At 69.1% G+C, this 26,024-nt stretch carries 17 protein-coding genes; 9 read left to right on the forward strand and 8 right to left on the reverse strand.

Annotated elements, in window-relative coordinates:
- Positions 1-7 precede the first annotated feature (7 nt).
- The gene (locus ACF8ML_RS22305; protein ID WP_392407990.1) at positions 8-1,018 is read right to left on the reverse strand and encodes a Bug family tripartite tricarboxylate transporter substrate binding protein; all 1,011 of its coding nucleotides are present in this window, start codon (positions 1,016-1,018) and stop codon (positions 8-10) included.
- A 44-nt stretch (positions 1,019-1,062) separates the two neighbouring features.
- On the reverse strand, positions 1,063-2,073 hold the full coding sequence (locus ACF8ML_RS22310) for a tripartite tricarboxylate transporter substrate binding protein (protein ID WP_017405022.1): 1,011 nt from the start codon (positions 2,071-2,073) through the stop codon (positions 1,063-1,065).
- 219 nt (positions 2,074-2,292) lie between these two features.
- Here ACF8ML_RS22310 and prpR point away from each other — a divergent pair, with 219 nt between their 5' ends.
- A complete protein-coding gene (gene prpR / locus ACF8ML_RS22315) occupies positions 2,293-4,290 on the forward strand; it encodes a propionate catabolism operon regulatory protein PrpR (protein ID WP_047327775.1) in 1,998 nt (665 codons plus the stop codon).
- On the opposite strand, the gene ACF8ML_RS22320 is transcribed toward prpR, so the two are convergent.
- Positions 4,291-5,211 (reverse strand): LysR family transcriptional regulator, encoded by a 921-nt coding sequence (locus ACF8ML_RS22320; protein WP_047327751.1) that lies wholly within the window; start codon positions 5,209-5,211, stop codon positions 4,291-4,293.
- Between the two features lie 67 nt (positions 5,212-5,278).
- On the opposite strand from ACF8ML_RS22320, the gene ACF8ML_RS22325 reads away from it, so the two are divergent.
- Positions 5,279-6,211, forward strand: coding sequence for a pyridoxal-phosphate dependent enzyme (locus ACF8ML_RS22325; protein WP_026062287.1), 933 nt, complete (start codon positions 5,279-5,281; stop codon positions 6,209-6,211).
- A 34-nt stretch (positions 6,212-6,245) separates the two neighbouring features.
- Here the strand turns inward: ACF8ML_RS22325 and prpF are convergent, their stop codons facing one another.
- Positions 6,246-7,457 carry a 2-methylaconitate cis-trans isomerase PrpF gene (gene prpF, locus ACF8ML_RS22330; RefSeq protein WP_047327752.1) on the reverse strand — a complete coding sequence of 404 codons (1,212 nt, stop codon included), beginning with the start codon at positions 7,455-7,457 and terminating at the stop codon, positions 6,246-6,248.
- A gap of 581 nt (positions 7,458-8,038) precedes the next feature.
- Between prpF and ACF8ML_RS22335 the strand changes: the two genes are divergently transcribed.
- From ACF8ML_RS22335 to ACF8ML_RS22355, 5 genes are all read left to right on the forward strand, one after another.
- Complete coding sequence (locus tag ACF8ML_RS22335) at positions 8,039-11,320, forward strand: EAL domain-containing protein (protein WP_392407993.1); 3,282 nt, start codon at positions 8,039-8,041, stop codon at positions 11,318-11,320.
- A gap of 133 nt (positions 11,321-11,453) precedes the next feature.
- Positions 11,454-14,981, forward strand: a complete 3,528-nt coding sequence (smc, locus tag ACF8ML_RS22340) for a chromosome segregation protein SMC (RefSeq protein ID WP_392407994.1) — start codon at positions 11,454-11,456, stop codon at positions 14,979-14,981.
- Positions 14,982-15,038: 57 nt separating this feature from the next.
- Entirely contained in the window at positions 15,039-16,379 is a 1,341-nt protein-coding gene (locus ACF8ML_RS22345) for a cell division protein FtsZ (RefSeq protein WP_392407995.1), read from the forward strand.
- Positions 16,380-16,426: 47 nt separating this feature from the next.
- Positions 16,427-18,562, forward strand: coding sequence for an NAD-dependent DNA ligase LigA (gene ligA / locus ACF8ML_RS22350; protein WP_392407996.1), 2,136 nt, complete (start codon positions 16,427-16,429; stop codon positions 18,560-18,562).
- Positions 18,562-19,569: a patatin-like phospholipase family protein gene (locus tag ACF8ML_RS22355; RefSeq protein ID WP_016445920.1), complete on the forward strand. Its 1,008-nt coding sequence runs from the start codon at positions 18,562-18,564 to the stop codon at positions 19,567-19,569. The genes ligA and ACF8ML_RS22355 overlap by 1 nt, the downstream gene beginning before the upstream one ends.
- Before the next feature lie 19 nt (positions 19,570-19,588).
- On the opposite strand, the gene ACF8ML_RS22360 is transcribed toward ACF8ML_RS22355, so the two are convergent.
- The 3 genes from ACF8ML_RS22360 to ACF8ML_RS22370 form a co-directional block, all read right to left on the reverse strand.
- Entirely contained in the window at positions 19,589-22,399 is a 2,811-nt protein-coding gene (locus ACF8ML_RS22360; protein ID WP_392407997.1) for a chemotaxis protein CheW, read from the reverse strand.
- Positions 22,400-22,646: 247 nt separating this feature from the next.
- Positions 22,647-23,210: an NUDIX hydrolase gene (locus tag ACF8ML_RS22365; RefSeq protein ID WP_016453500.1), complete on the reverse strand. Its 564-nt coding sequence runs from the start codon at positions 23,208-23,210 to the stop codon at positions 22,647-22,649.
- A 147-nt stretch (positions 23,211-23,357) separates the two neighbouring features.
- Positions 23,358-24,053 carry a fumarylacetoacetate hydrolase family protein gene (locus tag ACF8ML_RS22370; protein WP_016445923.1) on the reverse strand — a complete coding sequence of 232 codons (696 nt, stop codon included), beginning with the start codon at positions 24,051-24,053 and terminating at the stop codon, positions 23,358-23,360.
- 87 nt (positions 24,054-24,140) lie between these two features.
- Between ACF8ML_RS22370 and maiA the strand changes: the two genes are divergently transcribed.
- Positions 24,141-24,806, forward strand: a complete 666-nt coding sequence (gene maiA / locus ACF8ML_RS22375) for a maleylacetoacetate isomerase (protein ID WP_016445924.1) — start codon at positions 24,141-24,143, stop codon at positions 24,804-24,806.
- Positions 24,803-25,696, forward strand: a complete 894-nt coding sequence (locus ACF8ML_RS22380) for a polyphenol oxidase family protein (protein WP_338495990.1) — start codon at positions 24,803-24,805, stop codon at positions 25,694-25,696. The genes maiA and ACF8ML_RS22380 overlap by 4 nt, the downstream gene beginning before the upstream one ends.
- Here the strand turns inward: ACF8ML_RS22380 and ACF8ML_RS22385 are convergent.
- Complete coding sequence (locus ACF8ML_RS22385) at positions 25,616-25,960, reverse strand: hypothetical protein (RefSeq protein WP_392407998.1); 345 nt, start codon at positions 25,958-25,960, stop codon at positions 25,616-25,618. The two genes, ACF8ML_RS22380 and ACF8ML_RS22385, sit on opposite strands and share 81 nt — an antisense overlap.
- Between the last annotated feature and the right edge of the window lie 64 nt (positions 25,961-26,024).

Genomic DNA, 26,024 nt, shown 5'->3' on the forward strand with positions numbered 1-26,024 from the left:
CTGGCGCTCAGTCCAGCGTGATGTTGGCGTTCTTGATCACCGGGCCCCACTTGGCGCGCTCGGCCTCGATGAACTTTCCGTAGGCCTGGGGCGTGCCGCCCATGACCATGCCGCCCGTGTTCTCGATCATGGCGCGCACCTCCGCGTCCTTGAGGGCCTCGTTCACAGCCTTGTTCAGGCGCTCGATCACGGCCGGCGGCGTGCTGGCCGGCGCGATCATGCCCAGCCAGTTGTATGACTCGAAGCCCTTGATGCCCGCCTCATCCAGCGTGGGCACGCCGGGCAGCACCTTCAGTCGCTGCTTGCTGGACACGGCCAGCGCCTTGACCTTGTCGCCCTGGATGGCGGGCAGGGCCGCATAGCCCATCTCGAACATGAAGGCCAGGTGGCCGCCCATCAGGTCGGTGGCTGCCAGCGCGCCGCCCTTGTAGGGCACATGGACCATGTCCGTGCGCGTCTGGAAGGCCAGCAGCTCGCCCGACAGGTGGTGGGCACCGCCCACGCCCGACGATCCATAGGTCAGCGTGCCGGGCTTGGCCTTGGCTGCCGCGACCAGTTCGTCCACGGTCTTGAACGGCTGGTTGGGCGCCGTGGCCAGGATCAGCGGCGCCTCTTCGATCAGGATGATGGGCTGCAGGTCGCGTGCGGCGTTGTAGGGCAGCTTTTTCATCAGCATGGGATTGGTCACCAGCGGACCCGGCGAGCCGAAGCCGAAGGTATGGCCGTCCGTGGCCTTGGCGATGGCATCCGTGCCCGTCACGCCGCCCGCGCCGCCGCGGTTGTCGATCACGATGGGCTGGCCCAGGCTCTGGCCTATCTTGTCGGCGATCTTGCGGGCCCGCGTATCGGCAAAGCCGCCGGCCGCATAGGGCACGATGAGCTTGATGGGGCGCGAGGGCCAGGCATCTGCGCCCTGGGCCACGGCGGTGGCGGGGGCAGCGAGCAGGGCGGCAGCGGTGGCGATGGCGCTGAGGGCCAGGCCCATGCCCAGGCGGAGGGTGTTGCGGCGGGTATTCATGGTGTCTTGTCTCGGTTGGGATCGGTGGTGATGGCGCAAGCGGTTCACTTTTCCTGCATGTTCGCGGCCTTGACGATCTCGCCCAGGCGCTTGCGTTCGGCGTCTGTGAACTTCACGAACTCGGCGCGCGTGCCGCCGATGGGTTCGATGCCCAGGCCCTTGAGCTTTTCCACCGTGGCCGGCTCCTTCATGGCCTTGTCCACGGCGGCGGCCAGCTTGTCCAGGATGGCGGGCGGCGTCCCCTTGGGCGCATGGATGCCGGCCCAGTGCGCGATCTGCAGCTCGGCAAAGCCCTGCTCCACGGCGGTGGATAGCTGCGGATAGGCCGAGATGCGCTGCGTCCAGGTGGTGGCCAGGGCCTTGAACTTGCCTTCGTTGAGGATGTGGGGCAGGGCGATGATACTGGCCTCCGACGTGCCCTCCACCTGCCCGCCCAGCACGGCCGTCGTGCTCTCCGACCCGCTCTTGTAGGGCACGGGCTGCAGCTGGGCGCCGTACTTCACGTTCAGCATCTCGGCCACGAAATGCGGCGTGCTGCCCGTGCCGGCCGTGGCGAAATTGAAGCCCTGGCCCTTCTTCGATGCCTCGACGAAATCGCGCAGGTTCTGGTAGGGCGCGTTCTTGGGAACCACGATCACGGACGGCGCCAGGCCGATCATGGCCACCGGAACCAGCGCATCGTCCTTGAACGGCATGGTCTTCTTGATCATGCTGTTGGAGATCACGCCAGCCGCGCTCACCAGCAGGGTGTAGCCGTCGGGCTGGGCCTTGGCCACGATGTCGGCGCCCACCGTGCCTCCCGCACCCGCGCGGTTGTCGACCACCACGGGCTGGCCCAGGATCCTGGACGCGCCTTCGGCAGCCGATCGTGCCATCAGGTCATTGGCGCCGCCTGCCGAGAACGGCACCACCAGGCGAATGGGGCGGGTGGGCCAGGCATCGGCGGCGCCGGCAGCCCGTGCAGCGACGGAGCAGGTCACGCCGGCCAGCGGCAGCGCGGCGGCAAGCAGGGTGGCCAGGGCGGTGCGGCGGGGCAGGCGGGATGGCTGGTTCATGGGGTCTCCTGGAAATGCTTGAAATGATTGAAACGCCTGGCCTGTTTGCAAGTGGCATGCCACCGGATCAAAGGGTAAACCCTTGATATCGCAAGTTGTTGATGTGATTGGGTTTTGTGATTCTTGAAAAGTCTGCTCTGCAGGCATTCACCGATTCGCCCGGTGCGGTGTTGCATGAATGAAATAATCGGTTGCATGAATGAATCAGTTATGCCTTCCATGCATGCAACCCCTGCCGGCCCCCGCGCAGCCTGGCCGCGCGTCGTCACCGTGGGCCGCCACCGCATCGGCCGCGTGCTGGAGCGCATGTCGCTGGCCGTGGGCGACCAGGTGCGCGTGGAGCATGTCAGCGCGGCCTTTGACGATGCCGTGCAGGCCGTGCGTGCGCTGCAGGCGGTCGAGCCCATAGACGCCCTGGTGGCCGCAGGGGCCAGCGGCGCCTGGGTGCGCGAGCGGGTCGATATCCCCGTCGTCATGATCGAGGTGCGCGGGTTCGATCTGCTGCAGGCGCTGGCCAGCGCACGTGCACTGGCACAGTCCGGCGGCACGCCGCGCATCGGGCTGGTGTCGTTCGACCATCCCTCGCCGCATCTGGCCCAGTTCGACGCGCTGTTCGGCGCCGGCATTGCGCAGTTCAGCTACCACGGACCCGAAGATGCCCAGGCGTGCGTGCGTGCGCTGCAGGCCGCCGGCGTGGGCGCCGTCGTCGCGCCCGGCCTGGTGGCCGACCTGGCCGAGCAGGCCGGCATTCCCAGCGTGCTGCTGTACTCCGATGGCGCCGTGCTGCAGGCCCTGCGTGACGCCGTGCTGCTGGCCCGCCACCGCCATGCCGAGCGCGCCCGCCACCAGCGGCTGGAAACCGTGCTCGGCCAGTTGCAGGACGGCGTGGTCGCCGTGGACACCCAAGGCCGCATCCAGGCCCTGAACCCCACCATGGCCGCGCTGCTGGGCGCGCCCGCCAATGCGCTGCATGGTCGGCTGCTGGACGAGGTGGCACCCGCGCTGGCACTGGCACAGGCGCTGCAGTCGCAGTCCCTGGAGCCCGAGGGCAGTGAAGACGTGGTCCAGCTGGCCATGCGCACCCTGGTCGTGCGGCGTGCGCCCATCGTGGAAAACGGCCAGCTCACGGGCGCCTTGCTGGTGTGCCGCGACCCGGCCACCATCCAGCGTGCCGACCGCCACCTGCGCGCCAACCGCAGCCTGCGCGGCGCGGGCGTGCGCTGGCGCATCGAAGACTACGCGGGCGACAGCGGGCCCGCCCAGCGCGTGCGCCGCCTGGCGCGCCAGTTCGCGGCCAGCGATGCCACCGTGCTCATCCAGGGCGACAGCGGCACGGGCAAGGAGTTGCTGGCCCAGGGCATGCACCGCGCCAGCCGGCGCGCCGCCCAGCCCTTTCTGGCGGTGAACTGCGCGGCCCTGGGGGAAAGCCTGCTGGAGAGCGAACTCTTCGGCTACGACGAAGGCGCTTTCACCGGCGCGCGGCGCGGCGGCAAGACCGGGCTGATCGAGGCGGCCCATACGGGCACCTTGTTCCTGGACGAGATCGGCGACATGCCGCTGGCCCTGCAGTCCCGCCTGCTGCGCGTGCTGCAGGAGCGCGAAGTGCTGCGCGTGGGCTCCACCACGCCCGTGCCGGTGGACCTGCGCGTCATCGCCGCCACGCACGCCGATCTGGCGGCCCTGGTCGAGCGCGGTGAATTCCGGCGTGACCTGTTCTACCGCCTGGCCGTGCTGCGCCTGGCCATGCCCGGACTGCACGAACGCGGCCCGGCCGATGTCCAGGCCTTGGCCCGCGCCATGCTGGCGCGGCGCCTGCGCACGCAGTCGCTGCAGGCGGAAGGGCCATCGCTGGAGCCCTTGCTGGCGGCCTTGCTGGAGCTGGCATCCGGCCACCGCTGGCCCGGCAATGCGCGAGAGCTGGACAACTGGGTGGAACGCCTGCTGGCCTGCCGCCACGACCTGCGCGACAGCGCGGGCCGCGTGGACATGGGCCGCTTGCGGGAGCTGTTTCCTGAATGCGACGGGGCTGGGCAGGATACCGTTCAGGCCCTGCCAGCGCAGCAGCGGCAACTGCAACTGCGCGAGGCCCGGCGCGATGCTGAGCGCCAGCGCATGCGCGAAGTGCTGGAGCAGGTACAGGGCGACCAGCGCCGCGCCTGCGAGATCCTGGGCATCAGCCGGGCCACGTTGTGGCGCAGGCTCAGGGCGCCGGACTGATCAGGGTGCATGGCCACCCAGCCGCTCGGCCAGGAAATCCATCAGCACGCGCAGCTTCAGTGGCAGATGTCTGGTGGGCGGGTGAAGAATCCACAGCTGGCCGCTGTAGTTGGGCAGGAAGCTCCAGTCCGGCAGCACCTGCACGATGCGCCCGTCCGCCAGGGCCTGCCGTGCCGTGAAGCGGGGCAGGCTGGCGATGCCGATGTGCTGCAGCACGGCGTCCAGCCGCACACCGGTGTGGTTGGCCGCATAGCGCCCGCGCACGGCCACGGTGACGGTCTTGCCGTGGCCGCGCAGCTTCCAGTGCGCGTCGCCGGGCTCCTCTCCCAGGTAGATGCAGCTGTGGGCCTTGAGGTCCAGCGGATGCGCTGGCGTGCCGTGCCGGGCCAGGTACTGGGGCGAGGCGCACAGCAGATGGTCGATGTCCATCAGGTGGCGGCCCATGAGCCCTGGCGGCGGGTGGTTGGTGATGCGTATGGCCAGGTCCACGGGGTCATCGATCAGGTCCATGTAGCGGTCTTCCAGCCGCATTTGCACGTCGACCTCGGGATACAGGGCCAGGAAGTTGGGCATGTGGGGATGGACCACGGTATGGCCCACGGCCTTGGGCACGCTGATGCGCACCAGGCCGCGCGGCTGCGCGTCCTGAAGCAGGGATGCAGCCATGACGGCCTGCGCGGCGCCCACCATGTCCAGGCAGCGCGCATGCACTTCGCGGCCGGCCTCGCTCAGGCGCAGCTTGCGCGTGGTGCGTTCCAGCAGGCGCAGGCCCAGCGCTTTTTCCAGCCGCGCCACGCCCCGGCTGGTGGCCGATGGCGTGCTGCCCAGCTGGCGCGCGGCCTCGGAGAAGCTGCCCGTGTCCACCACCTTGACGAAGATGGCCATTTCCCCGAACAGGGGCAGGGCTTGATTTGTGCTCATGGCGCAAAGAATATTTGGAATACCGGGGGATTATCGCGATGGCAGCCCGGTTCTACACTGCCGCTCCATGCCTTTGCACACCTCCACTCCCCTCATCGAATCCCATGCCCTGGGCCAGGCCAGCGGCCAGAACATCTGGCTCAAGCTGGACGCGCTGCAGCCTTGCGGATCATTCAAGCTGCGCGGCATAGGCCATGCCTGCGAGACCCTGGCGGGCCAGGGCAAGAAGCGCTTTGTGGCCTCGTCGGGCGGCAATGCCGGCATTGCCGTGGCCTATGCGGGACGGCAGCTGTCGATGCCCGTCACCGTGGTCGTTCCCCAGACCACGACCGAGCATGCACGGGCATTGATCCGCGCCCAGGGCGCCGAGCTGATCGTGCATGGCTCCGTCTGGGACGAGGCCAATGCGCTGGCCCAGTCCCTGCTGGGTGCCGACGATGCCTTTGTCCACCCGTTTGACGATCCGCTGCTGTGGGCCGGGCATTCCACCCTCGTCGACGAACTGGCCGCAGCCGGCTTCAAGCCCGACGCCGTGGTGCTGGCCGTGGGCGGCGGCGGCCTGCTGGCCGGCGTGGTGCAGGGCCTGGAGCGCCATGGCTGGACCGATGTGCCCGTGATCGCGGCGGAGACGGCCGGCGCCGATTCTCTGGCGCAGTCCCTGGCCCAGGGCCGCCGCGTACTGCTGGACCGCATCACCAGCGTGGCTACTTCGCTGGGCGCGCGCCAGGTCTGCCAGAGGGCCTTCGATCTGGCGCAGGTGCACCCCGTGCGCAGCGCCGTGGTGACGGATGCGCAGGCGCTGCAGGCCTGCCTGCGCTTCATTGACGACCATCGCCTGCATGTGGAGCCGGCCTGTGGCGCCGCGCTGGCCCTGGCCTACGGGCGCGCTCCTGCGTTGCAAGGCTTCCAGCGCGTGCTGGTGGTGGCCTGCGGCGGCACGACGAACACACTGGAGCAGCTCCAGGCGTGGCGTGGGGCGGCGCTGGCAGCCGAGGCGTGAGCACGGCTGCGGCCTGAAGTCCCGGCCCGCGCATTCATGCGGCGTTCAACACCTCGCCGGGGACCCTGATCCAGCCTTCCATCAGGATGCGTGCGCTGCGGCTCATCAGGGCCTTGGTCACCTGCCACTGGCCGTTCACCAAACGGGCCTCGGCGCCCACGCGCAGCGTTCCGGAGGGGTGGCCAAAGCGCACGGCGCTGCGCTCGCCGCCGCCTGCCGCCAGATTCACCAGCGTGCCCGGCACGGCCGCTGCGGTGCCGATGGCCACGGCAGCCGTGCCCATCATGGCGTGGTGCAGCTTGCCCATGGACAGGGCGCGCACCAGCAGGTCCACGTCACCCGATTCAATGCGCTTGCCGCTGGATGCCGTGTAGGCGGCCGGTGGCGCCACAAAGGCGATCTTTGGCGTGTGCTGCCGTCTGGCGGCCTCGGCCAGGTCCTTGATCAGCCCCATCTGCAGCGCGCCGTGGGCGCGTATGGCCTCGAAGCGGGCCAGGGCCTCGTCGTCCGTGTTGATGGCGTCCTGCAGCTCGCAGCCCGTGTAGCCCAGGTCCTGGGCGTTCAGGAAGATGGTCGGAATACCCGCATTGATCAGCGTGGCCGCCAGGCTGCCCACGCCGGGCACGTCCAGCCGGTCCACGAGGTGGCCTGTAGGGAACATGGCTCCGCCATCGTCTCCTTCATCGGCGGGATCCAGGAACTCCAGCGCCACTTCGGCGGCCGGGAAGGTCACGCCATCGAGCTCGAAGGAGCCGGTCTCCTGGACCTGGCCTTGCGTGATGGGCACATGGGCCACGATGGTCTTGGCGATGTTGGCCTGCCAGATGCGGATGGTGACCGTGCCGTTGCGAGGAATGCGCGCGGGATCTATCAGTCCCATGTGGATGGCGCAGGGCCCCACGGCGGCCGAGAGGTTGCCGCAGTTGCCGCTCCAGTCCACAAACGGCTGGTCGATGGCGACCTGGCCAAACAGATAGTCCACGTCATGGCCTTCCCGCGTACTGGGAGCCAGGATCACGGCCTTGCTGGTGCTGGACGATGCATTGCCCATGCCGTCGATCTGCTTGCCGTACGGGTCGGGGCTGCCCAGGGCGCGCAACAGGATGGCGTCGCGCACGGGTCCGGGGCGCTGGGCCGCCTCGGGCAGATCTTGCAGGCGAAAGAACACGCCCTTGCTGGTGCCGCCGCGCAGGTAGGTGGCAGGGATGCGCAACTGGGGAAGAAAGGTTTCGGGGATCGCGCCCATCTCAGGCCTCCTGTGCTGTTGTTCGTATCTGTGTCTGTTCTTGCGGTCTGCCGATCGCCGGAGCGCGCAGCCTCTGGCGGCGGTTGATGCCCATGGACGGTGTCACCTGCGGTGTCAGGCGATGGCAGTAGGCCAGGTTTGTTGCAAGCGCCATGCCATCCGCATCAAGGGAAAACCCGTGCAAGCCTTGCAGCGCGCCAGCACAGGGCGTGTGCACTGCGGTGCTGGCTGCCGCCGCAACATTCGTTTCACTGTCGTTTCAAAATTGCTGCTTTTGATTTCATGGATGAGGGAGCGTGCAACGGTTCGGTCCCCCAGTCCCACGCCGGCCTGCGGAGCTCTCTAGGGTTTGCCCGGGCCAGCCTTCAGCAAGTGTGCTTGCAGACGATAGAGGAAGGGTGTTTGTAGGATTTGTCTTATCCATGGTTCGCCTGCCGCGTGCCGAAATCCATTTATCCTCGCGCTCTGCTCCACATGGCCTGTACTGCCCTTTCCGGTGAACCTGCCATGGGGCTGGCAACGAGCGGTTCCGTGCTCCTGGACCGATTTCCCGTGACCGCCTATTCCGCCTTAGCCGCTCCATGTCAGTTTTTGCCCAGCGCACGCTTGTAGCCATCCGGGCCGCCTGGCCAGCCGCAACCGTCATGGCGGTGGGCATGTGCCTGAGCGCTGTGCTTGCCTTGCAGCAGCAGCGGGCGCTGGAGCGTATCGACCTGCAGCGCCATACCCAGCAGGCCCAGTCGGCCCGCCAGGCGCTGGAGATGCGCCTGGATGCCTACGCGGTCATGGTCCAGCATGTGGCCAACCAGCTGGCCGCCTCTCCCGAGATGGGGCAATCGGCCTTCGCGCGCATGGCGCAGGCGCTGCGCATACAGGCGCAGCCGGGCATGCAGGCGCTGTCCTTTACACGGGCCGCAACGCAGCGCGGTCTGCCCGGCCAGGATCAGGCCTTCACCGCCCGGCCCGGGCCCCAATATTTCTTCATCGACTATCTCTGGCCGCTGGAGGGCAACGAGTCCATTGCCGGCCTGGACATGCACGACCGCCCCAGCCTCATGGCCAGCATGGTGCGCAGTCGCGACAGCGCGGCCGCCGTGGTCTCGGCACCGTTTGCGCTGAAGCAGCCCGGCGAGCATGCCACCGCCGTGCTGGTGCGCGCGCCTGTCTTTGCGCTTGTGGACCACCAGTCCCCGGACGGGGAGGCCGCGCAGCCGCTGTTTCTGGGGACTGCCGACGTCAGCGTGCGCGTGCACGACCTGGTGCAGGACCTGCATGAACGCGGCTTTCTGCGCCGGCTTGCGCTGGCCATGCATGACGCAGGCCCGACCTCGCCCCTGCCGCCGGCCGGCATATCGCCGCTGCCGCTGTACCTGGGCGCGGCCTGGCCGGAGCGCGGGCAGGAGGCGGCCGGCATGGGCGACACCGGCCAGGTGGTGCTGGAGCAGACGCTGCAGGCCCAGGACCGGCTGTGGCGGTTGAACTTCATTCCCATGGGGACGGCCCTGTCCTGGACCGAGCGTGTCCAGCCCCTGGTTCTTTTCGCGCTGGGCATGCTCGTGTCGGCCCTGCTGGCGTCGCTGGCGGCAGCCTGGTGGCGGCGCCATCCTTCCAGCTGGGCCCAGCTGCGCGCCTCCTCCCGCAGCATGCGCGAGAGCGATGCCCGCTTTCAGGCCCTGTTCGAGCAGGCTGCCGTGGGCGTGGTGCAGGTCGATGCGGCCAGCGGCAACGTCCTGCATGTGAACCGCAGGTACTGCGACATTACGGGCCATGAGGCGCAGCAGCTGTGCCAGCGGCCCCTGCTGGCCCTGTTGGCGGCCGAAACCCTGGAGGGCGACCGGGTGCTGCTGCAGGAGCTGACGGCGGGCCAGCGCGGGGCGCTGCAGATCGAGCGGCAGCTGCGGCGCCGCGACGGCACCCTGGTCTGGGTGGAGCTGCATATCTCCGCGCTGGGCCATGGCCCGTCCCGGCGGCTGATGGCGCTGGTGCAGGACATCAGCGCGCGGCGCCACCTGCAGCAGATGCAGCGCGATGGATCGCGCCATCTGCGCATGGTCATCCAGCGCCTGCCTCTGGGCCTGGCCATGCTTCAGGACGATGGCCGCTTCGCCTACTGGAACGAGGAATTCATGCGCCTGGCGGGCCACGGTGCCACGGCCGGCATGGATGGTGATGGCTGGTGGTGCAACATGTGTCCCGATGAAGCCCGCCGCCTGCGCATGCAGCGCCGCTTCGAGGCCGCGCAGGCGAGGGCGCGCGTGGCACAGAGCCTGCACAGCGGCGAGTCCGACAGCTGTGGCACCCTCAACTGCGAGGAATACCAGCTCATGGGCAGCGATGGCCGCACGCGTTCCGTATCGATAGGCGGCATGCTGCTGGACGAAGGCTGCTTGCTGATCCTGCAGGACCAGAGCCAGCGCAAGACCGCCGAAGAGGAAATTCGCCGCCTGGCCTTCCACGACGCGCTCACCGGCCTGCCCAACCGCCGCCTGCTGGTGGACCGGTTGCAGCAGGCGCTGGCCTCCAGCCGCCGGCGCGGGCGCTGCGGCGCCGTCATGCTGCTGGACGTGGACAACTTCAAGGCCTTCAACGACAGCCTGGGGCTGGAGCTTGGCGATGTGCTGCTGCGCATGATTGCCGAGCGCCTGGCGCAGTCCCTGGGGCCCGAGGCCACGCTGGCCCGCCACAGCGGCGATGACTTCGTCGTGCTGCTGGAGGACCTGGGCAAGGACTCCATGCATGCGGCCTCGCAGCTGGAAGGCGAGGTCCAGCGCATGCGTTCGCTGCTGCAGCAGCCGCTGCAGTTGGCAGGCCAGTCCTGCCACATCACGATGAGCATTGGCGCCAGCCTGTTCGGCGAGCAGGAACTGAGCGCCGACGAGGTGCTGCGCCGCGCCGAAATGGCCATGTACCAGGCCAAGGGCATGGGGCGCAACACGCTGCAATTCTTCGATCCGCAGTTGCAGGCCGTGCTGCGCTCGCGCACGGCCATGGAGCAGGAAATGCGCGAGGGCCTGGTGCGCAGCCAGTTCGTCCTGTACTACCAGCCGCAGATGGCGCACGGACGCATCGTGGGCGCCGAAGGCCTGCTGCGCTGGAACCACCCGCGCGAAGGGCTGGTGCCGCCCTCGCTCTTCGTCTCGCTGGCCGAGGAGACCGGCCTGATCCAGCAACTGGGCGAATGGGTGCTGGGCGAGGCCTGCAGGCAGCTGGCGCAATGGGCGGCGGACCCCGAAATGGCCTGCATGGTGCTGGCCGTCAACGTCAGCCCGCGCCAGTTCCACCAGGCGCGCTTCGTGGAGCAGGTGCTGCAGGCGCTCAAGGAGCACGGCGCCAACCCGCGCCTGCTCAAGCTGGAGCTGACCGAAAGCCTGCTGCTGGCCGACGTGGACGACACGGCCGCCAAGATGGCCACGCTCAAGGCCCACGGTGTCGGCTTCTCGCTGGATGACTTCGGCACAGGCTATTCCTCGCTGGCCTATCTCAAGCGCCTGCCGCTGGACCAGCTCAAGATCGACCGCAGCTTCGTGCGCGACGTGCTCAGCGACCCCAACGACGCGGCCATTGCGCGCACCATCGTCGCCCTGGGCACCAGCCTGGGACTGCAGGTCATCGCCGAAGGCGTGGAAACCGAGGCGCAGCGCCAATTCCTCGAAGACCAGAGCTGCCACGTCTGGCAGGGCTACCTGCTCAGCCCGCCCGTGCCCGTGCGCAGCTTCGAGGCCCTGGTGCGCGAGGCCGCCCCCGCGCAGCGCCCCCCGGCCTTGAGCCCCGCATGCCTGACCCAGCCGGCGCAACACCGGCCCGAAGTGGCGGAATGCACGGACGCCAGCACGGGGCCAGAGGTCCCTTCAAACCATTCTTGACATTCGGAGCGGCCCCGCCCGGGCCGCTTTCCATTCTTGAGAGGGGGTGGCGCGCGGTATCATCCCGAGCTGCCTTGTTCTTTCCCCACCTCCTTGTTTGTCCGTTCGCCGCGGACCGCTTTGTGCCTGCATCGTGCGCCTGAATTCCATCAAGCTGTCCGGCTTCAAGTCCTTCGCCGAGCCCACCAACTTCATGCTGCCGGGTCAACTGGTGGGCGTGGTGGGCCCCAACGGCTGCGGCAAGTCCAACATCATGGATGCGGTGCGCTGGGTGCTGGGCGAGAGCAAGGCCAGCGAGCTGCGCGGCGAGTCCATGCAGGACGTGATCTTCAACGGCACCACGCACCGCAAGCCGGCCAGCCGCTCCAGCGTGGAGCTGGTGTTCGACAACAGCGACCACCGTGCGGGCGGCCAGTGGGGCCAGTTCGGTGAGATCGCCGTCAAGCGCGTGCTCACGCGCGAGGGCAACAGCAGCTACTTCATCAACAACCAGGCCGTGCGCCGCCGCGATGTGCAGGACGTGTTCCTGGGCACGGGCCTGGGCCCGCGCGCCTACGCCATCATCGGCCAGGGCACGATCAGCCGCATCATCGAGTCGCGCCCCGAGGAACTGCGCCTGTTCCTGGAAGAGGCCGCAGGCGTGTCCAAGTACAAGGAGCGCCGGCGCGAGACCGAGAACCGGCTCTCGGCCACCACCGAGAACCTCACGCGCGTGGAGGACATCCTGCGCGAACTCAACAACAACCTCGACCGGCTGGAGAAGCAGGCCGAGGTGGCGGCGCAGTACAACGCGCTGCAGTCCCAGGTCACGCTCAAGCAGCAGCAGCTGTGGTTTCTCAAGCGCGCCGAGGCCGAGGCCGAGCAGGACCGCGTGCGCGTGGAGGGCCTGAAGGCCGTCAACGAGCTGGAAGAGCGCATGGCCGACATCCGCAACAACGAAAGCGGACTCGAAACCCTGCGCCAGGCCCACTACGACGCCAGCGACCAGGTCAACCAGGCCCAGGCCAAGCTCTACGAATCCACGGCCGAGGTCGGCAAGCTGGAGGCCGAGATCCGCTACGTGCTCGAAGGCCGCCAGCGCGTGCAGCAGCGGCTGCAGCAGCTGTCCGAGCAGGTGCTGCTGTGGAACAGCCGCCGCGAGGAGGCCGAAGCCGAAATCGAAAATCTCGACGGCGCCGGTATGGACGCCGAGGAACAGGCCGAGATGCTGGCCGCCCAGGTCGAGGAGCAGAGCATGCGCCTGCCCGACCTGGAAGAGGCGCTGCGCAATGCCCAGAAGGCCGATGCCGACCAGCGCGCCAGCGTGGTGCAGGTGCAGCAGCAGATCCAGGTGCTGGCCGCCGAGCAGCGCAGCCTGGACGAGCAGCGCCGCCAGTTCGAGACCCGCTTCGAGCGACTGCGCGCCGACCGCAATGCGCTGGAGACACCCGACGAGGCCCGCCTCAACAATCTGCAGTCCCAGCTGGACGAGGCCCGCGAACTGGCTGAAATGGCCGATGCCGTGCTCAACGAGCTGCAGGACTCCGTGCCCCAGCTCGATGAGGACCGTCGCACGCGCCAGCAGGCCGTCAATGCCGAGGCCGCGCGCCATGCCGACCTGTCGGCGCGGCTGGAAGCCCTCAAGGCCCTGCAGGAAAAGGTCAAGACCGACGGCAAGCTCCAGCCCTGGCTGGCCAAGCACGGCCTGGACGGCATGCAGGGCCTGTGGAGCCGCATTGCCATCGAGCCCGGCTGGGAAAACGCGCTGGAGGCCGCGCTGCGCGAACGCCTGGGCGCGCTGGAAGTGGGCCGGCTCGACATGGTGCGCGGCTTCCTGGGCGCAGGCGGGCACGATGCGCCCCCCGCGCGCCTGGCCTTCTTCAGCCCGCCGCAGGGCGCCCCCGCGCCCGCGCCGGGGCGCTGGCAGCACCTGTCCGATCTGCTGCGCGTGAACGATGCCGGCCTGCGCGCCGTGCTCGGCGACTGGTTGCAGGACTGCTACACGGCGCCCACGCTGGAAGAGGCGCTGTCGCGCCGCGGCGAGCTGCGGCCCGGCGAGACGGTCTATGTGCCCACGGGCCATGCCGTCAGCAGCCACAGCGTGAGCTTTTATGCGCAGGATTCGGAGCAATCCGGCCTGCTGGCACGCGCCCAGGAAATCGAGCACCTCGAAAAGGAAGTACGCGCCCAGGCGCTGATCTCCGACGAATCGCGCACGGCCCTGGTGCGTGCCGAAAGCGCCTATGCCGAGGCCTCGCAGCGCCTGGTCAGCGCCCGGCGCGAGGCCAGCGAATCGCAAGGCCGCGCCCATGAGCTGCAGGTCGAGACCCTGCGCCTGTCGCAGCTGGCCGAGCAGGCCCGCGCGCGCAATGCCCAGATCAGTGCCGACCTGGCCGAGGTCGAGGCCCAGCTGTCCGACATCGAGGAGCGCCGCGTGGCGGCCGAAGCCCGCTTCGAGGAACTGGACATGCAGCTGGCCGACAGCCAGGAGCGCCATGCCCAGCTGGGCGACAAGGTGCTGGAGTCCGAGCGGCGCCTGAACGAATCGCGCGAGCAGCTGCGCACGCTGGAGCGCCAGGCCCAGGAGGCCACTTTCTCGCGGCGCAGCCTGGAGGCGCGCCGGGGCGAACTCAGCCGCACCATAGAGACGGCCAGCCAGCAGGCCCGCTCGCTGGCCGACGAGCAGCAGCGCGCGCAGGACGAACTCACGCGCCTGACCGATGCCGCCGCCCAGGGCGGCCTGCAGGACGCGCTGGATCTGAAGATGCAGCGCGAGCAGGCCGTGGCCGCGCGCCGCAGCGAATATGACGACCTGACCAACAAGCTGCGCGCCAGCGACGAACGCCGCCAGCAGTTGGAGAAGGCGCTGGACCCGCTGCGCCAGCGCATCACCGAATTCCAGCTCAAGGAGCAGGCCGCGCGGCTGGGCCTGGAGCAGTACTCCACCCTGCTGGAGGAGGCCGGTGCCGACCTGGCAGCCGTCTCCCAGTCCATTGCCGAGGCCAATGTGCGCATGCACGGCCTGCAGGGCGAGATCGACCGGCTGCACCGCGAGATCGCCGCCCTGGGCGCGGTCAACCTGGCGGCGCTGGACGAGCTGAAGCTGGCGCGCGAGCGCAAGACCTTCCTTGATGCGCAGACCGAGGACCTGACCCAGGCCATGAACACGCTGGAAGATGCCATCCGCAAGATCGACGCCGAGACGCGCGAGCTGCTGTCGGGCACCTTCGAGACCGTGAACGGGCATTTCGGGCGCATGTTCCCCGAGCTGTTCGGCGGTGGCCAGGCCCAGCTGGTGATCACCGGCGATGAAATCCTCGACTCGGGCGTGCAGGTGATCGCGCAGCCGCCCGGCAAGAAGAACCAGACCATCCACCTGCTGTCCGGTGGCGAGAAGGCGCTGACGGCGATTGCCCTGGTCTTCGCCATCTTCCAGCTCAACCCGGCGCCGTTCTGTCTGCTGGACGAGGTGGACGCGCCGCTGGACGACGCCAACACCGAGCGCTATGCCAAGCTGGTGGCCAGCATGAGCAAGGGCACGCAGTTCCTGTTCATCAGCCACAACAAGATCGCCATGGAAATGGCTCAGCAGCTCATCGGCGTGACCATGCAGGAGCAGGGCGTGTCCCGCATCGTGGCCGTGGACATGGAGTCCGCGCTGTCCATGGCTGAGCTATCCTGAGCATGTCCGCAACCTTCCGAACCCATTTGCTGGAACGACGTTTCATTCCTTCATTCCATGAGTAACCTGCAAATCAGTCTGGCCGTCCTGGGCTTTGTGGTGCTGGCCCTGATCATTGCCTACAACAGCTGGTCCGCACGCCGCAACGCACCCAAGCGCGCCGACCCCGTCGAAGAGGCGCAGCGCGATCCCTCGCGCCATGAACCCGGCATGGACACCGTGGGCCACGGCCCGGACCTGACGCACAGCCTGCGCGAGCCCGTGCTGGGCGACTTCGGCACCGCAGCCCCGGGCCAGAGCCCTGCCGCCGTGGACCGCTTTGCCGAAACCGATGCCGAACTGGCCCATCTGGTCCAGCTCGAAGAGCAGCAGCGCCAGGCCGACGCCCAGGCCGCTTTGGCGGCCAAGGCAGCCCAGGCGGTGCAGAACGCGCAGGCGGCCCATGCCCTGCAGGCGGCTGAAGACGCCAGCGCATCGGCACCCGCATCTGCGTCAGTGCCTGCGCCATCCCCGTTGGCACCGCAGTCCATCGAGCCTTCCCTCAACGACGCGGCCCTGACCAGCGCTGCGGCCAGCCGGCCGGGCCTGGATGCGCTGATCGATGCCATTGCCCCCGTGCAGGTCGGCCAGGCCGTGCCTGGCGAGCTGGCGCTGCAGGCCCAGCCGGCCACGCGGCGCGCGGGCAACAAGCCGTTTGCCATCGAAGGCATGAACCAGTCCACCCACCAGTGGGAGCCGCTGCAGCCCGGCCAGCGCTACCTGGGTTTCCAGGCCGGCGTGCAGCTGGCCAACCGCACGGGTGCGCTCAACGAGATCGAGTTCTCCGAGTTCGTTGCCAAGGTGCAGCGCTTTGCCGACGCGCTGGGCGCCACGCCCGACGTGCCCGACATGCTGCAGGAGGTGGCGCGTGCGCGCGAGCTCGACCAGTTCGCCAGCGAGCACGATGCCCAGCTCACCTTCATGCTGCGCGCACGCCAGGCCTCCTGGAGCGCGGGCTATGTGCAGCAGAACGCATCGCGCCAGGGCTTTCTGCCGGGCTCCATGCCCGGGCGCATGGCCCTGCCTTCGCCCACGCCCGGCATGCCGCCGGTGCTGGTGCTCAACTACGACCCGCAGGCGGCCATGGCCGACGACCTGGACACCTCGGTGGTGCGCGAGTTCCTGCTGAGCCTGGACGTGCCACAGGTGCCGCGCGGCGAGCAGGCCTTCGTGCAGCTGCGCCAGGTGGCCGAGCGCCTGTGCCAGACCATGGATGGAGTGCTCTGCGACCAGAACGGCTACCTGCTGCCGGCCATGGCGCTGGACCCCATCCAGCACGACCTGGAACAACTCTATGACAAGCTCGACAGCCGCGAGCTGTCGGCGGGCTCCATGCTGGCGCGGCGACTGTTCAGCTGACGCGGCGCGGTGCCCCTGGTGCACAACAGGCTCCTGGCCTCAACCCCATGAACGACAATCTGGATCTCTTCTCTGGCGCAGCCCCCGCGGCGCCGGAGTCCGGGGCCGCCCCCGACAAGGTGCTGGCCAAGGTGCAGGCGCTGCGCGCCCAGCTCAACCAATGGGCACATGAGTACTACGTGCTGGACACGCCCACCGTGCCCGACGGCGAGTACGACCGCGTCTTCCAGCAATTGCAGGCCTTGGAAGGTGCCTACCCCGAACTGGTCACCCCGGACTCGCCCACGCAGCGCGTGATCGGCGCCGTGCTCGACGGCCTGATGCCCGTGCGCCATGCCGTGCCCATGCTCAGCATCCGCACCGAGACCGACAACGAGGCCACGGGTGCCGAGGCCTTCGACGCACGCATCCGCAAGGAGCTGGAACTGGCCGAAGGCGCACCGCCCGTGGAATACGTGGCCGAGCCCAAGTTCGATGGCCTTGCCATGAACCTGCGCTACGAGAACGGCCGCCTAGTGCAGGCCACCACGCGCGGCGACGGCGAGGTGGGCGAGGACGTCACACACAACATCCGCACCATCCGCAAGATTCCGCTGTCCCTTCCCGAAGGCAAGGGCGTGCCGCCCGTGATCGAGGTGCGCGGCGAGGTCTACATGGGCCGCGCCGACTTCGTCCGGCTCAACGAACGCCAGCAGGCCGCCGGCGGCAAGAGCTTTGCCAATCCGCGCAATGCGGCGGCAGGCTCGGTGCGCCAGCTGGACTCGGGCATTGCGGCCCAGCGCCCGCTGTCCTTCTTCGCCTATGGCCTGGGCGAGATCACGTCGGCCGCGCAGGGCGGCCCCGACTTCGGCACCCACTACGCCATGCTGCAGACGCTGCGCGACTGGGGCTTCCCGGTGGCGCCCCAGGTCTGCATTGCCAAGGGCGCGGCCGAGCTGGTGGCCTTCCACCAGCGCATGGGCGCCGAGCGCGCCACGCTGCCCTACGAGATCGACGGCGTGGTCTACAAGGTCAACAGCCTGGCCCAGCAGCGCCAGCTGGGCTTTGTCTCGCGCGAGCCGCGCTGGGCCGTGGCCCACAAGTACCCGGCCGAGGAAATGCCCACGCGCATGGAAGGCATCGACATACAGGTCGGCCGCACGGGCAAGCTCACCCCCGTGGCGCGCCTGGCGCCCGTGGCCGTGGGCGGCGTCATCGTCACCAATGCCACGCTGCACAACCTGTTCGAGATCCGCAAGAAGCGCGTGCGCACCGGCGACACCGTGGTCGTGCGCCGCGCCGGCGATGTGATTCCCGAAGTCGTGGGCCGCGTGCCCGGCGACCGGCCGGCCTATGTGCCCAACTTCCGCATGCCCGCTGCATGCCCCATCTGCGGCAGCGCGGTGTCGCGCCCCAAGGGCGAGGCCAACCACCGCTGCACGGGCGGCCTGTTCTGCCCGGCGCAGCGCAAGGAGGCCATCCTGCACTTCGCCGCGCGGCGCGCCATGGACATCGAGGGCCTGGGCGACAAGCTGGTGGACCAGTTGGTGGACGGCCATGTGGTGCGCACGCTGCCCGACCTCTACCGCCTGGGCCTGGTGGCCCTGGCATCGCTGGACCGCATGGCCGAGAAGTCGGCCCAGAACGTGCTGGATGCGCTGGAGAAATCCAAGAAGACCACGCTGGCGCGATTCCTCTTCGGCCTGGGCATCCGCCAGGTCGGCGAGTCCACGGCCAAGGATCTGGCCCGCCATTTCGGCCAGCTGGACGCCATCATGGACGCCAGCGTCGAGCAACTGCTGCAGGTGCGCGACGTCGGGCCCATCGTGGCCGAGAGCATCCACACCTTCTTCGCCCAGCCCCACAACCGCGAGGTGGTCGAGCAGTTGCGTGCCTGCGGCGTGCACTGGGAAGAGGGCGCGGCGCGCGAGCAGACCGCCCAGCCCCTGGCCGGCATGACCGTGGTGCTCACCGGCACGCTGCCCACGCTGGGACGCGACCAGGCCAAGGAGATGCTGGAGGCCGCTGGCGCCAAGGTCTCCGGATCGGTCAGCAAAAAGACCAGCTACGTGGTCGCGGGCGCCGAGGCCGGCAGCAAGCTGGCCAAGGCCGAGGAACTGGGTGTGCCCGTGCTGGACGAGGCCGGCATGCTGGCCCTGCTGGCGGGTGACCCCCCTGCTGCAGCCGCAGCGGAGCAGGGCTGATGGCGCTGAGTCCGCGCAAACCCGTGGTCGGCCTGGCGCTGGGCAGCGGGTCGGCGCGCGGCTGGGCGCATTTCGGCGTGCTGCGCGCGCTCGAGGATGCGGGCCTGCGGCCCGACATCATCTGCGGCTCGTCCATCGGCGCCCTGGTGGGCGCCTCCTATGCGGCCGGTGAAATGCAGCGCTTCGAGGAATGGGTGCTGGGCCTGGGCATGCGCAAGGTCTTCGGCTTCATGGACTTCAACATCGCGGGCGGCATGCTCAAGGGCGAGAAGCTGATCTCGTTCTGGCGCGAGCATTTCGTGGACTCGGCCATCGAGGATCTGAAGATTCCCTTCGGCGCCGTGGCCACCGACCTGCATTCGGGTGCCGAGGTCTGGCTGCGCAAGGGCTCCATCGCCGATGCCGTGCGCGCCTCCATCGCGCTGCCCGGCCTGTTCACGCCCGTGCAGCGCGAAGGGCGGCTGCTGGTCGATGGCGGCATCGTCAACCCCGTGCCCGCCTCGCTGGCGCGCGCCATGGGCGCGGACATCGTGATCGCGGTCGATCTCAATGCCGACATCATGCGGCGCCACATGCGGCCGCTGGCGCCCGCTGCCGCCATGGCCGCTGCGCCGCCGCTGGAGGAGGCCCCGCCCGCCGTGGAGCAGGGCGTGGCGCCCGAGGACCTGTCGGGCCAGGCCAGCGCCGTGGCCGGCTCGGCCTGGATGCGCCGGCTGCAGCGTGGCGTGATGGGGTGGATGCCCGGCCACCACCGCGATGAGGCAGGCCGCGAGACCGAGCCCCCGCCCCGGCCGCCCTCGCTGCTGGACGTGGTGATGACCAGCGTCAACATCATGCAGATGCGCATCACGCGCAGCCGCATGGCGGGTGACCCGCCCGAGCTGGTGATCGCCCCGCGCCTGTCCCACCTGGGCCTGCTGGACTTCCACCGCGCCCGCGAGGCCATCGACGAAGGCTACGAGGCGGCGCAGGCCGCGCTTCCGGGCCTGCGCCACTGGGGTCTGTGAGGCCCCGGGGGAACGCGCCCTATGCCGCCTGGGCATCCCAGGCCGCCTCGCGCTCCACTGCTGCCGCGCTGCGGTCTGCGTTGGCCGCCGCGCCGCGCGAAGGCTGCAGCCGTTGCATCAATGCAGCCGGATCCAGGCACTGGATCAGCGGCAGGCCCGCGCCGGCATGCACCAGCTCCCGCACCAGGGCCGGCGTCGTGGAGGCCACGCTGAGCATGGGCGATTCCACCAGCGCGCTGGCCGGCAGCCGGTGCACGCCTTGCAGCGCGCTGACCAGCAGCCCCACGCGCAGGCCGCCGTGCTGGACCACGATGACCTGCGACTGCTCGGTGACCACGCCGGGCCGGCCCTGCAGCAGCGCGGCCAGGTCGAACACCCAGACATAGCCGCTGACGCTGCCCTGGCTGCGCCGCGCCAGCGCACCCACGCAAAACGGCAGCCGCCCTGCCGCCACGGGCGAGATGGCGCTGGCGGGCAGGGCCTCGCAGACATCGGCCGCGCGCAGGGCCAGCAGGCTGGCGCCCACGTAGAAGCTGGCCAGTTCCACCGGCGCATCGCCACCGCCGTGCGCGGCGAGCGCACGCGCGACAGGACGCGAGCCATCCAGCCGCGTGGCCGGCGCCAGGCGCAGGGCGCGGTTGCGCGCATCGGCATGCACAGGCCCCAGCCGCTGCAGGCTCAGGCTGACGAGGCCGGCCAGTGTGTCCTCCGTTGCGCTTTCCTTTGCATCGCGTGCCGCGCCCTGGTCCAGCCGGAACTCGCGGTAGCCTCGCCCGGCGGCCATGCCGACGATGCAGTAGTGGCCTTCGATTTCCTCGATGCTGCTGCGTACCTCTCCATCGGCCAGCGTTGCCAGCCCGGCCACGCCTTCTATGCAACTGCCCAGCGGCCGACCGCCGTGGCTGGCGGCGATGATGCGGCCGTCGCGTGCCACGTAGAAAGCCTCCATCGGCAAACGGGGCAGGCCGTGGTCTTCGGGGCCGGCGTCTTCGGACTGCTCCGGTGCAGCGGCCTGCAGCATGGCCTGCAGTTCTCGGCGCGTGTGGAACAGCAGGGCAATGCCGCCGATGGCGGGGCCCTGATCTGCGCCCTGCCCATGCCCATGTCCATTGGTGGTTGAGGGGGCGCGCAATGCGGCGTGGTAGACGTGGACGGGCAGGCCCCCATCGTCCAGCTCCTGCACGTGATAGGCCTGGGCATCGCGCAGCGACATGGTGGCCTGCAGTGCCGAGGCCTGCACGCGCACGCCGGGTGACAGCGGCAGACCGGGTTCGTCCTCATGGCTGCAGGCCAGCACCAGGCCCTGGGCGTCATACAGCGCAATGCGCGCATAGACGGTGTACAGCGCATTGAGCTGCTCCAGCAGACGCTGCGCGGCGTCGTGTGCCTGTACCGACAGGGCCAGGCAGCCGCTGTTGTCTTGCAGCACTTTCTGCAGGCCTGGCGTCAGGGCCCACCAGCGGCAATCGTTGGCGCGTTCGTAGAGATTGCGCTCCAGCAGGTCCATCAGCAGCCGGTTCAGCGTGGTGTGCTCCTGCAGCCGCGTGGACAGCGCCGTCTCGTGCAGGCCGTGGATGGCGCGCGTGAACACGGCATGGGTCAGGTCGCCGGTCTCGCTCATCTGCTCCAGCACGGCCTGCAGCGGGTCCGGGTGGGCCGTGCCCTGCACGGGGGACTCCGGCGCCTGGCTGGCAGCCAGCACCTGGCCGTTCCAGACCACGCGGCGTATGTCGTCGGCCGCGCGTGCCATGGCGTGCAGGGGCGGGCAAAAGCCCCGGGACTGGGCCATCAGTCCTTCGGCGATGGCAGGCTCCAGTGCCTGCAGTACCTGCGGCCTTTGCTGGGTGGCGAAGGCCAGGTCCAGCGGCGCCATGACCTGGGTCTGCCAGCCCTCGGGGCCCGCATAGCCCTGGTAGGGCAAGGCGCGGGCCGTACGCACCAGATAGGTGCGGCCGGCGTGGATCAGCGGCTGCACGGCATCGCCGTGGTGCATGGGTACGCGGCTGCCGGGGGCGATCCAGTGGTCATCGCTGCTGGCAATGACCAGTCCAGCCGCATCCAGCAGCAGTCCCACCTGGGCGCGCGGCCCGCCCGAGGCAAAGATGGCCTGCATCTCGGCCGCGAAGTCGAAGCTCAGGCACAGTACGCCGAGCACCGCCATGGTGCGTGGATGCAGCAGGCGCTGCGCGTAGATCAGGCGGTCTGCGCCGGGCAGCACGCAGCTGGCGCCGAAATGGCTGACATGGCCGGCCTGCTGCAGGCACTGCTGGAACCAGCCCTCGGCGCAGGGCGGCAGCGGCTTGTCGCCTGCCTGGGCGCGTGCACAGACCTGGCCCTGGGTGTCCAGCAGCAGGATGTCGTCGTAGACCGTGTACTTGGCACGGTAGGCCTGCAGGTGCAGCTGCAGCGGAGCCTGCCAGGCGTGCAGGCCGCCCGCGGCCATGTCCAGCAGGATGTCGCCATCGCCGAGCTGGGCCATGGCCTCGCACAGCACGGAATCGGCGGCCAGGAAGCCGACATCGGCCGTGCGCTCGTAGAGGCTGCGCACCAGCAGGTCAATGGCATGGCTGGACTGCATGCCCAGCTGGGCCATGGCTTCCTGCGCGGACTGGGCCAGCTGCGACTGCAGCAGGCCTTGCTCCAACTGCTCCAACCCCTGGCGCGTGTCGGTCAGCATGGACACCAGGGCCTGTCCCTGCTGTGAGGCCTGCATGCGGGCCGAAGCCTCGATGAGACGCCACATGAGCCGGATCTCGCGCAGGTCGGCGGCGTTGCGGTTGAGTTCCCGCAGGTGGGGAAGAATCAGGTCGGTGGGCAGGGATGTGGCCATGGGGCGCTCCGCAGTCAGGTTCAGGTTCGGTAAACCAACTTTTCCGCTCAGGGAAAAGCCCTATGCAAAGAGCAAGAAGGAGGCCAGTTTGTGACTAAATGTGTCTGCAAGGTGACATAGGGGTGACGGACCGCCGCCTGCTCCACGCCCGCAGCCCGTCCGGTGCCACACCGGGGCATGGCCCGGCATCACCGCAGTGCGTACGCCGGCGCCGTGCAGCACTGTGGTGCCTGGCGGCCGTGCAGGCCTACAGGCTCAGGTCGATGGAGTGCACCCGGTGCGCGTCCAGCAGGCCGGCAGCCCGGTCGGCGAAGTAGCGCTCCAGCGTCACGCGCACGGTGCGGAAGGCCAGTTCTTCCCAGGGAACATCGGCCTGCGCAAACAGGCGGGCCTCCATGGTCTCGGGGCCGGGGTAGAACTGCTCGCTGCGCAGACGGGCGCGGTAGAACAGATGGACCTGGCTGACCTTGGGCACGTCCACGATGGAAAACAGCGGCCCCATCTCGATGTCGGCGCCGGCTTCCTCGTCGGTCTCGCGCTGGGCGCCGCGTGCCGTGGTCTCGGCCAGTTCCATGAAGCCTGCGGGCAGGGTCCACAGGCCCCGGCGTGGCTCGATGTTGCGCTTGCACAGCAGCACGCGGCCGTCGTCGGTCACGGGGATGGTGCCCACCACGTTCAGCGGGTTCTCGTAGTGGATGGTGTGGCAGTGCGGGCACACGGCGCGCTCGCGCGTGTCGCCATCGTCAGGAAGGCGGTAGACCACCGCCGTGCCGCAGGCTCGGCAGAACTTGATGGGGCTGCGAAAAATCATGCCGACACCATGAAAGTGAAAGCGCCGCCAGACGGAAGGCAGTAAGGCATTCCGTGCGGCGGACCGTGGGTTCAAACACAAAGGCCGGCAGGCCGGGGAGCGTGCTCCCTGCTGCCTTGCCGGCCTGTCGCCAGGCTCAGGGAAAACTCAGGCGATCTTGACGCTCAAGGGGCTCAGCCCGTCGATGCGGCCTTCCAGCAGGTCACCGCGCACCACGGCGGCCACGCCTTCGGGCGTGCCCGTCATGATCAGGTCGCCGGGCTGCAGTTCCCAGGCCGCCGACAGGTGCTCGATGGTCTCGGCAATGTTCCAGATCAGCTTGCCGATGTCGCTGCGCTGGCGGTCGGCGCCATTGACCTGCAGCGAGATCGCGGCCTTGGCGATGTCGCCGGCCTCGGCTGCCGGGGTGATGGGGCCGATGGGTGCGGCATGCTCGAAGGCCTTGCCGATGCACCAGGGTCGGCCCTGCTTCTTCATGTCGTTTTGCAGGTCGCGGCGCGTCATGTCCAGGCCCACGGCGTAGCCCCAGATGTAGTCCAGCGCATCGGCTGCCAGGATGTTCTTGCCCGCCTTGCCGATGGCCACGACGAGCTCGATCTCGTGGTGCAGGTTGGAGGTCAGCGTGGGGTAGGGCATGGTGCCCGTGGTGCCGGCCTCGACGGGCACGATGGCGTCGGCAGGCTTGAGGAAGAAGAAGGGCGGCTCGCGGCCGGTGAAGCCCATCTCCTTGGCGTGTTCTTCGTAGTTGCGGCCCACGCAGTAGATGCGGTGCACGGGGAAGCGCTCGGGGCGGCCCAGGACGGGTACGCTGGCCACGGCGGGCGGGTTGAAAACGTAGCTCATGTCGGTGTTCCTCTGGCGCCTTGTCTCTTGGGCGCCGCCGCAAGTGTGCCATGCATCGGCGCGGCTGCACGGTATGCTTTGCAGTCTATGAAGCTCCACACCTACTTCCGCTCGTCGGCCTCCTACCGCGTGCGCATTGCGCTGCAGATCAAGGGCCTGGACTATGAATCCGTACCCGTGCACCTGCTGCGCGGCGACCACAAGGCGCCGGCCTATGCCCAGCATGTCGGCGATGCGCTGGTGCCGGCGCTGGAGACCGAGGACGGCCACTGGCTGACCCAGTCCATGGCCATCATCGAATATCTCGATGAGACCCATGCCGAAATACCGCTGCTGCCGCGTGACGCCCTGGGCCGTGCCCATGTGCGCGCACTGGCCCAGATGGTGGCCTGCGAGATCCATCCGCTCAACAACCTGCGCGTGCTCAAGTACCTGGTGCGCAACCTGGGTGTCTCCGACGAGGCCAAGAGCGGCTGGTACGTGCATTGGGTGCGATCGGGCCTGGAGGCCTTCGAGCGCCAGCTGGACCTGCTGGCCGCCGAGCGCGAGGCCGCCGGCCTGCCGCCTTCGCTGTTTTGCTGGGGCGACACGCCCACGCTGGCCGATTGCTGCCTGGTGCCGCAGATCTTCAACGGCCGCCGCTTCAACGTGAGCCTGGACGGCCTGCCACGCCTGGCGGCCATCGTCGATCGCTGCGAGGCGCTGCCGGCCTTCCAGAAGGCCCATCCCTCGGCCTGCCCCGACGCGGAATGAGCGCGGCCCGGCCTGACTCCATCCCCGGCAACCTCCCCGGCACCATCCCCGTATCCTGGCTGGTGCCCGACTGGCCCGCGCCGCCCGGCGTGCACGCGCTGTGCACCTCGCGCGAAGGCGGCGTCAGCACGGCGCCCTGGGGCAGCCTGAACCTGGGCGACCATGTGGGCGACGACCCCCAGGCCGTGCGCGCCAACCGCCAGCGCCTGCAGGAGATCGTGCGTGCGGATACGCCGGATGCCTGCGCGGTGTTCCTGCAGCAGGTGCATGGCGTGGATGTCATCGCACTGGATGCAGGCAGCGCGCAGGGCCAGGCCTTCGATGCCTGCGTGACCAGCGCCTCGGGCGTGGTCTGCACCATCATGGTGGCCGACTGCCTGCCCGTGCTGCTGGCCCATCGCAGCGGCGCCGTGGTGGGCGCGGCCCATGCGGGCTGGCGCGGTCTGGCCGGAATGCCGCCTGGCCATGCGGGTCAGCCGTTGGCAGGCGGTGTGCTGGAGTCTCTGTTCAAGCGCTTTGCCGATCAGCTCCGGACCGCGCCCGAGCAGGTGGCGCCGCAGACCCTGGCATGGCTGGGCCCTTGCATCGGTCCGCGTTCCTTTGAGGTCGGTGCCGAGGTGCGCGCTGCCTTCATCGCGCATGACGCCGCCGCCGCCGCGCATTTCACCGCCATACCTCAGGCGGGCGAGGGCACCCCCAAGTACCTGGCCAGCCTGGCCGGGCTTGCGCGCCAGCGCCTGGCGGCGCTGGGCATCACTGCCATCCATGGCAATGACGGCAGCGACGCATGGTGCACGGTGCTCAACGACTCACGGTTCTTTTCGCACCGGCGCGACGCTGGCCGCCTGGGCAGCAGCGGCCGATTCGCCGCCTGCATCTGGAAGGACTGAGGGCGCGGGCGCGTCCGGTGCGTCCGCCGTGCCCTGCGAGGCCTGCTGCTGCGCCAGCCAGGCCTGGCGCTCGGCCAGTTCGCGCGCACGGCGCTTTCGGTTGCGCGCGGGCGTACCCATGATGTAGATCACGATGGACAGCGGCAGCAGTCCATACAGTGCGAAAGTGACCAGGGCGCCGAGTATGCTGCCCGTGGGGCTGGCGGCTTCGGCCACGGCCATCATCAGCGTGACATACAACCAGGCGATAACAACGAAATACATGGTCGATTCGAAAAAGGCGCACCGGGCACGGGTTTTTGTGGAGGGCTGTGCCGGGCAACGGGGG

The sequence above is a fragment of the Delftia sp. WSY_10 genome (genome assembly GCF_043104705.1).
Lineage (GTDB): Bacteria > Pseudomonadota > Gammaproteobacteria > Burkholderiales > Burkholderiaceae_C > Comamonas > Comamonas tsuruhatensis.

Excerpts from the sequence above, each read along its gene's own strand:
- ligA (WP_392407996.1), top strand. The coding sequence starts at position 16,427 with ATGAACGACAATCTGGATCTCTTCTCTGGCGCAGCCCCCGCGGCGCCG.
- ACF8ML_RS22310 (WP_017405022.1), bottom strand. The coding sequence starts at position 2,073 with ATGAACCAGCCATCCCGCCTGCCCCGCCGCACCGCCCTGGCCACCCTG.
- ACF8ML_RS22385 (WP_392407998.1), bottom strand. The coding sequence starts at position 25,960 with ATGTATTTCGTTGTTATCGCCTGGTTGTATGTCACGCTGATGATGGCC.
- ACF8ML_RS22335 (WP_392407993.1), top strand. The coding sequence starts at position 8,039 with ATGTCAGTTTTTGCCCAGCGCACGCTTGTAGCCATCCGGGCCGCCTGG.
- prpF (WP_047327752.1), bottom strand. The coding sequence starts at position 7,457 with ATGGGCGCGATCCCCGAAACCTTTCTTCCCCAGTTGCGCATCCCTGCC.
- ACF8ML_RS22370 (WP_016445923.1), bottom strand. The coding sequence starts at position 24,053 with ATGAGCTACGTTTTCAACCCGCCCGCCGTGGCCAGCGTACCCGTCCTG.
- maiA (WP_016445924.1), top strand. The coding sequence starts at position 24,141 with ATGAAGCTCCACACCTACTTCCGCTCGTCGGCCTCCTACCGCGTGCGC.
- ACF8ML_RS22360 (WP_392407997.1), bottom strand. The coding sequence starts at position 22,399 with ATGGCCACATCCCTGCCCACCGACCTGATTCTTCCCCACCTGCGGGAA.
- ACF8ML_RS22380 (WP_338495990.1), top strand. The coding sequence starts at position 24,803 with ATGAGCGCGGCCCGGCCTGACTCCATCCCCGGCAACCTCCCCGGCACC.
- ACF8ML_RS22320 (WP_047327751.1), bottom strand. The coding sequence starts at position 5,211 with ATGAGCACAAATCAAGCCCTGCCCCTGTTCGGGGAAATGGCCATCTTC.
- ACF8ML_RS22325 (WP_026062287.1), top strand. The coding sequence starts at position 5,279 with ATGCCTTTGCACACCTCCACTCCCCTCATCGAATCCCATGCCCTGGGC.
- ACF8ML_RS22355 (WP_016445920.1), top strand. The coding sequence starts at position 18,562 with ATGGCGCTGAGTCCGCGCAAACCCGTGGTCGGCCTGGCGCTGGGCAGC.
- ACF8ML_RS22305 (WP_392407990.1), bottom strand. The coding sequence starts at position 1,018 with ATGAATACCCGCCGCAACACCCTCCGCCTGGGCATGGGCCTGGCCCTC.
- ACF8ML_RS22345 (WP_392407995.1), top strand. The coding sequence starts at position 15,039 with ATGAGTAACCTGCAAATCAGTCTGGCCGTCCTGGGCTTTGTGGTGCTG.
- ACF8ML_RS22365 (WP_016453500.1), bottom strand. The coding sequence starts at position 23,210 with ATGATTTTTCGCAGCCCCATCAAGTTCTGCCGAGCCTGCGGCACGGCG.
- prpR (WP_047327775.1), top strand. The coding sequence starts at position 2,293 with ATGCATGCAACCCCTGCCGGCCCCCGCGCAGCCTGGCCGCGCGTCGTC.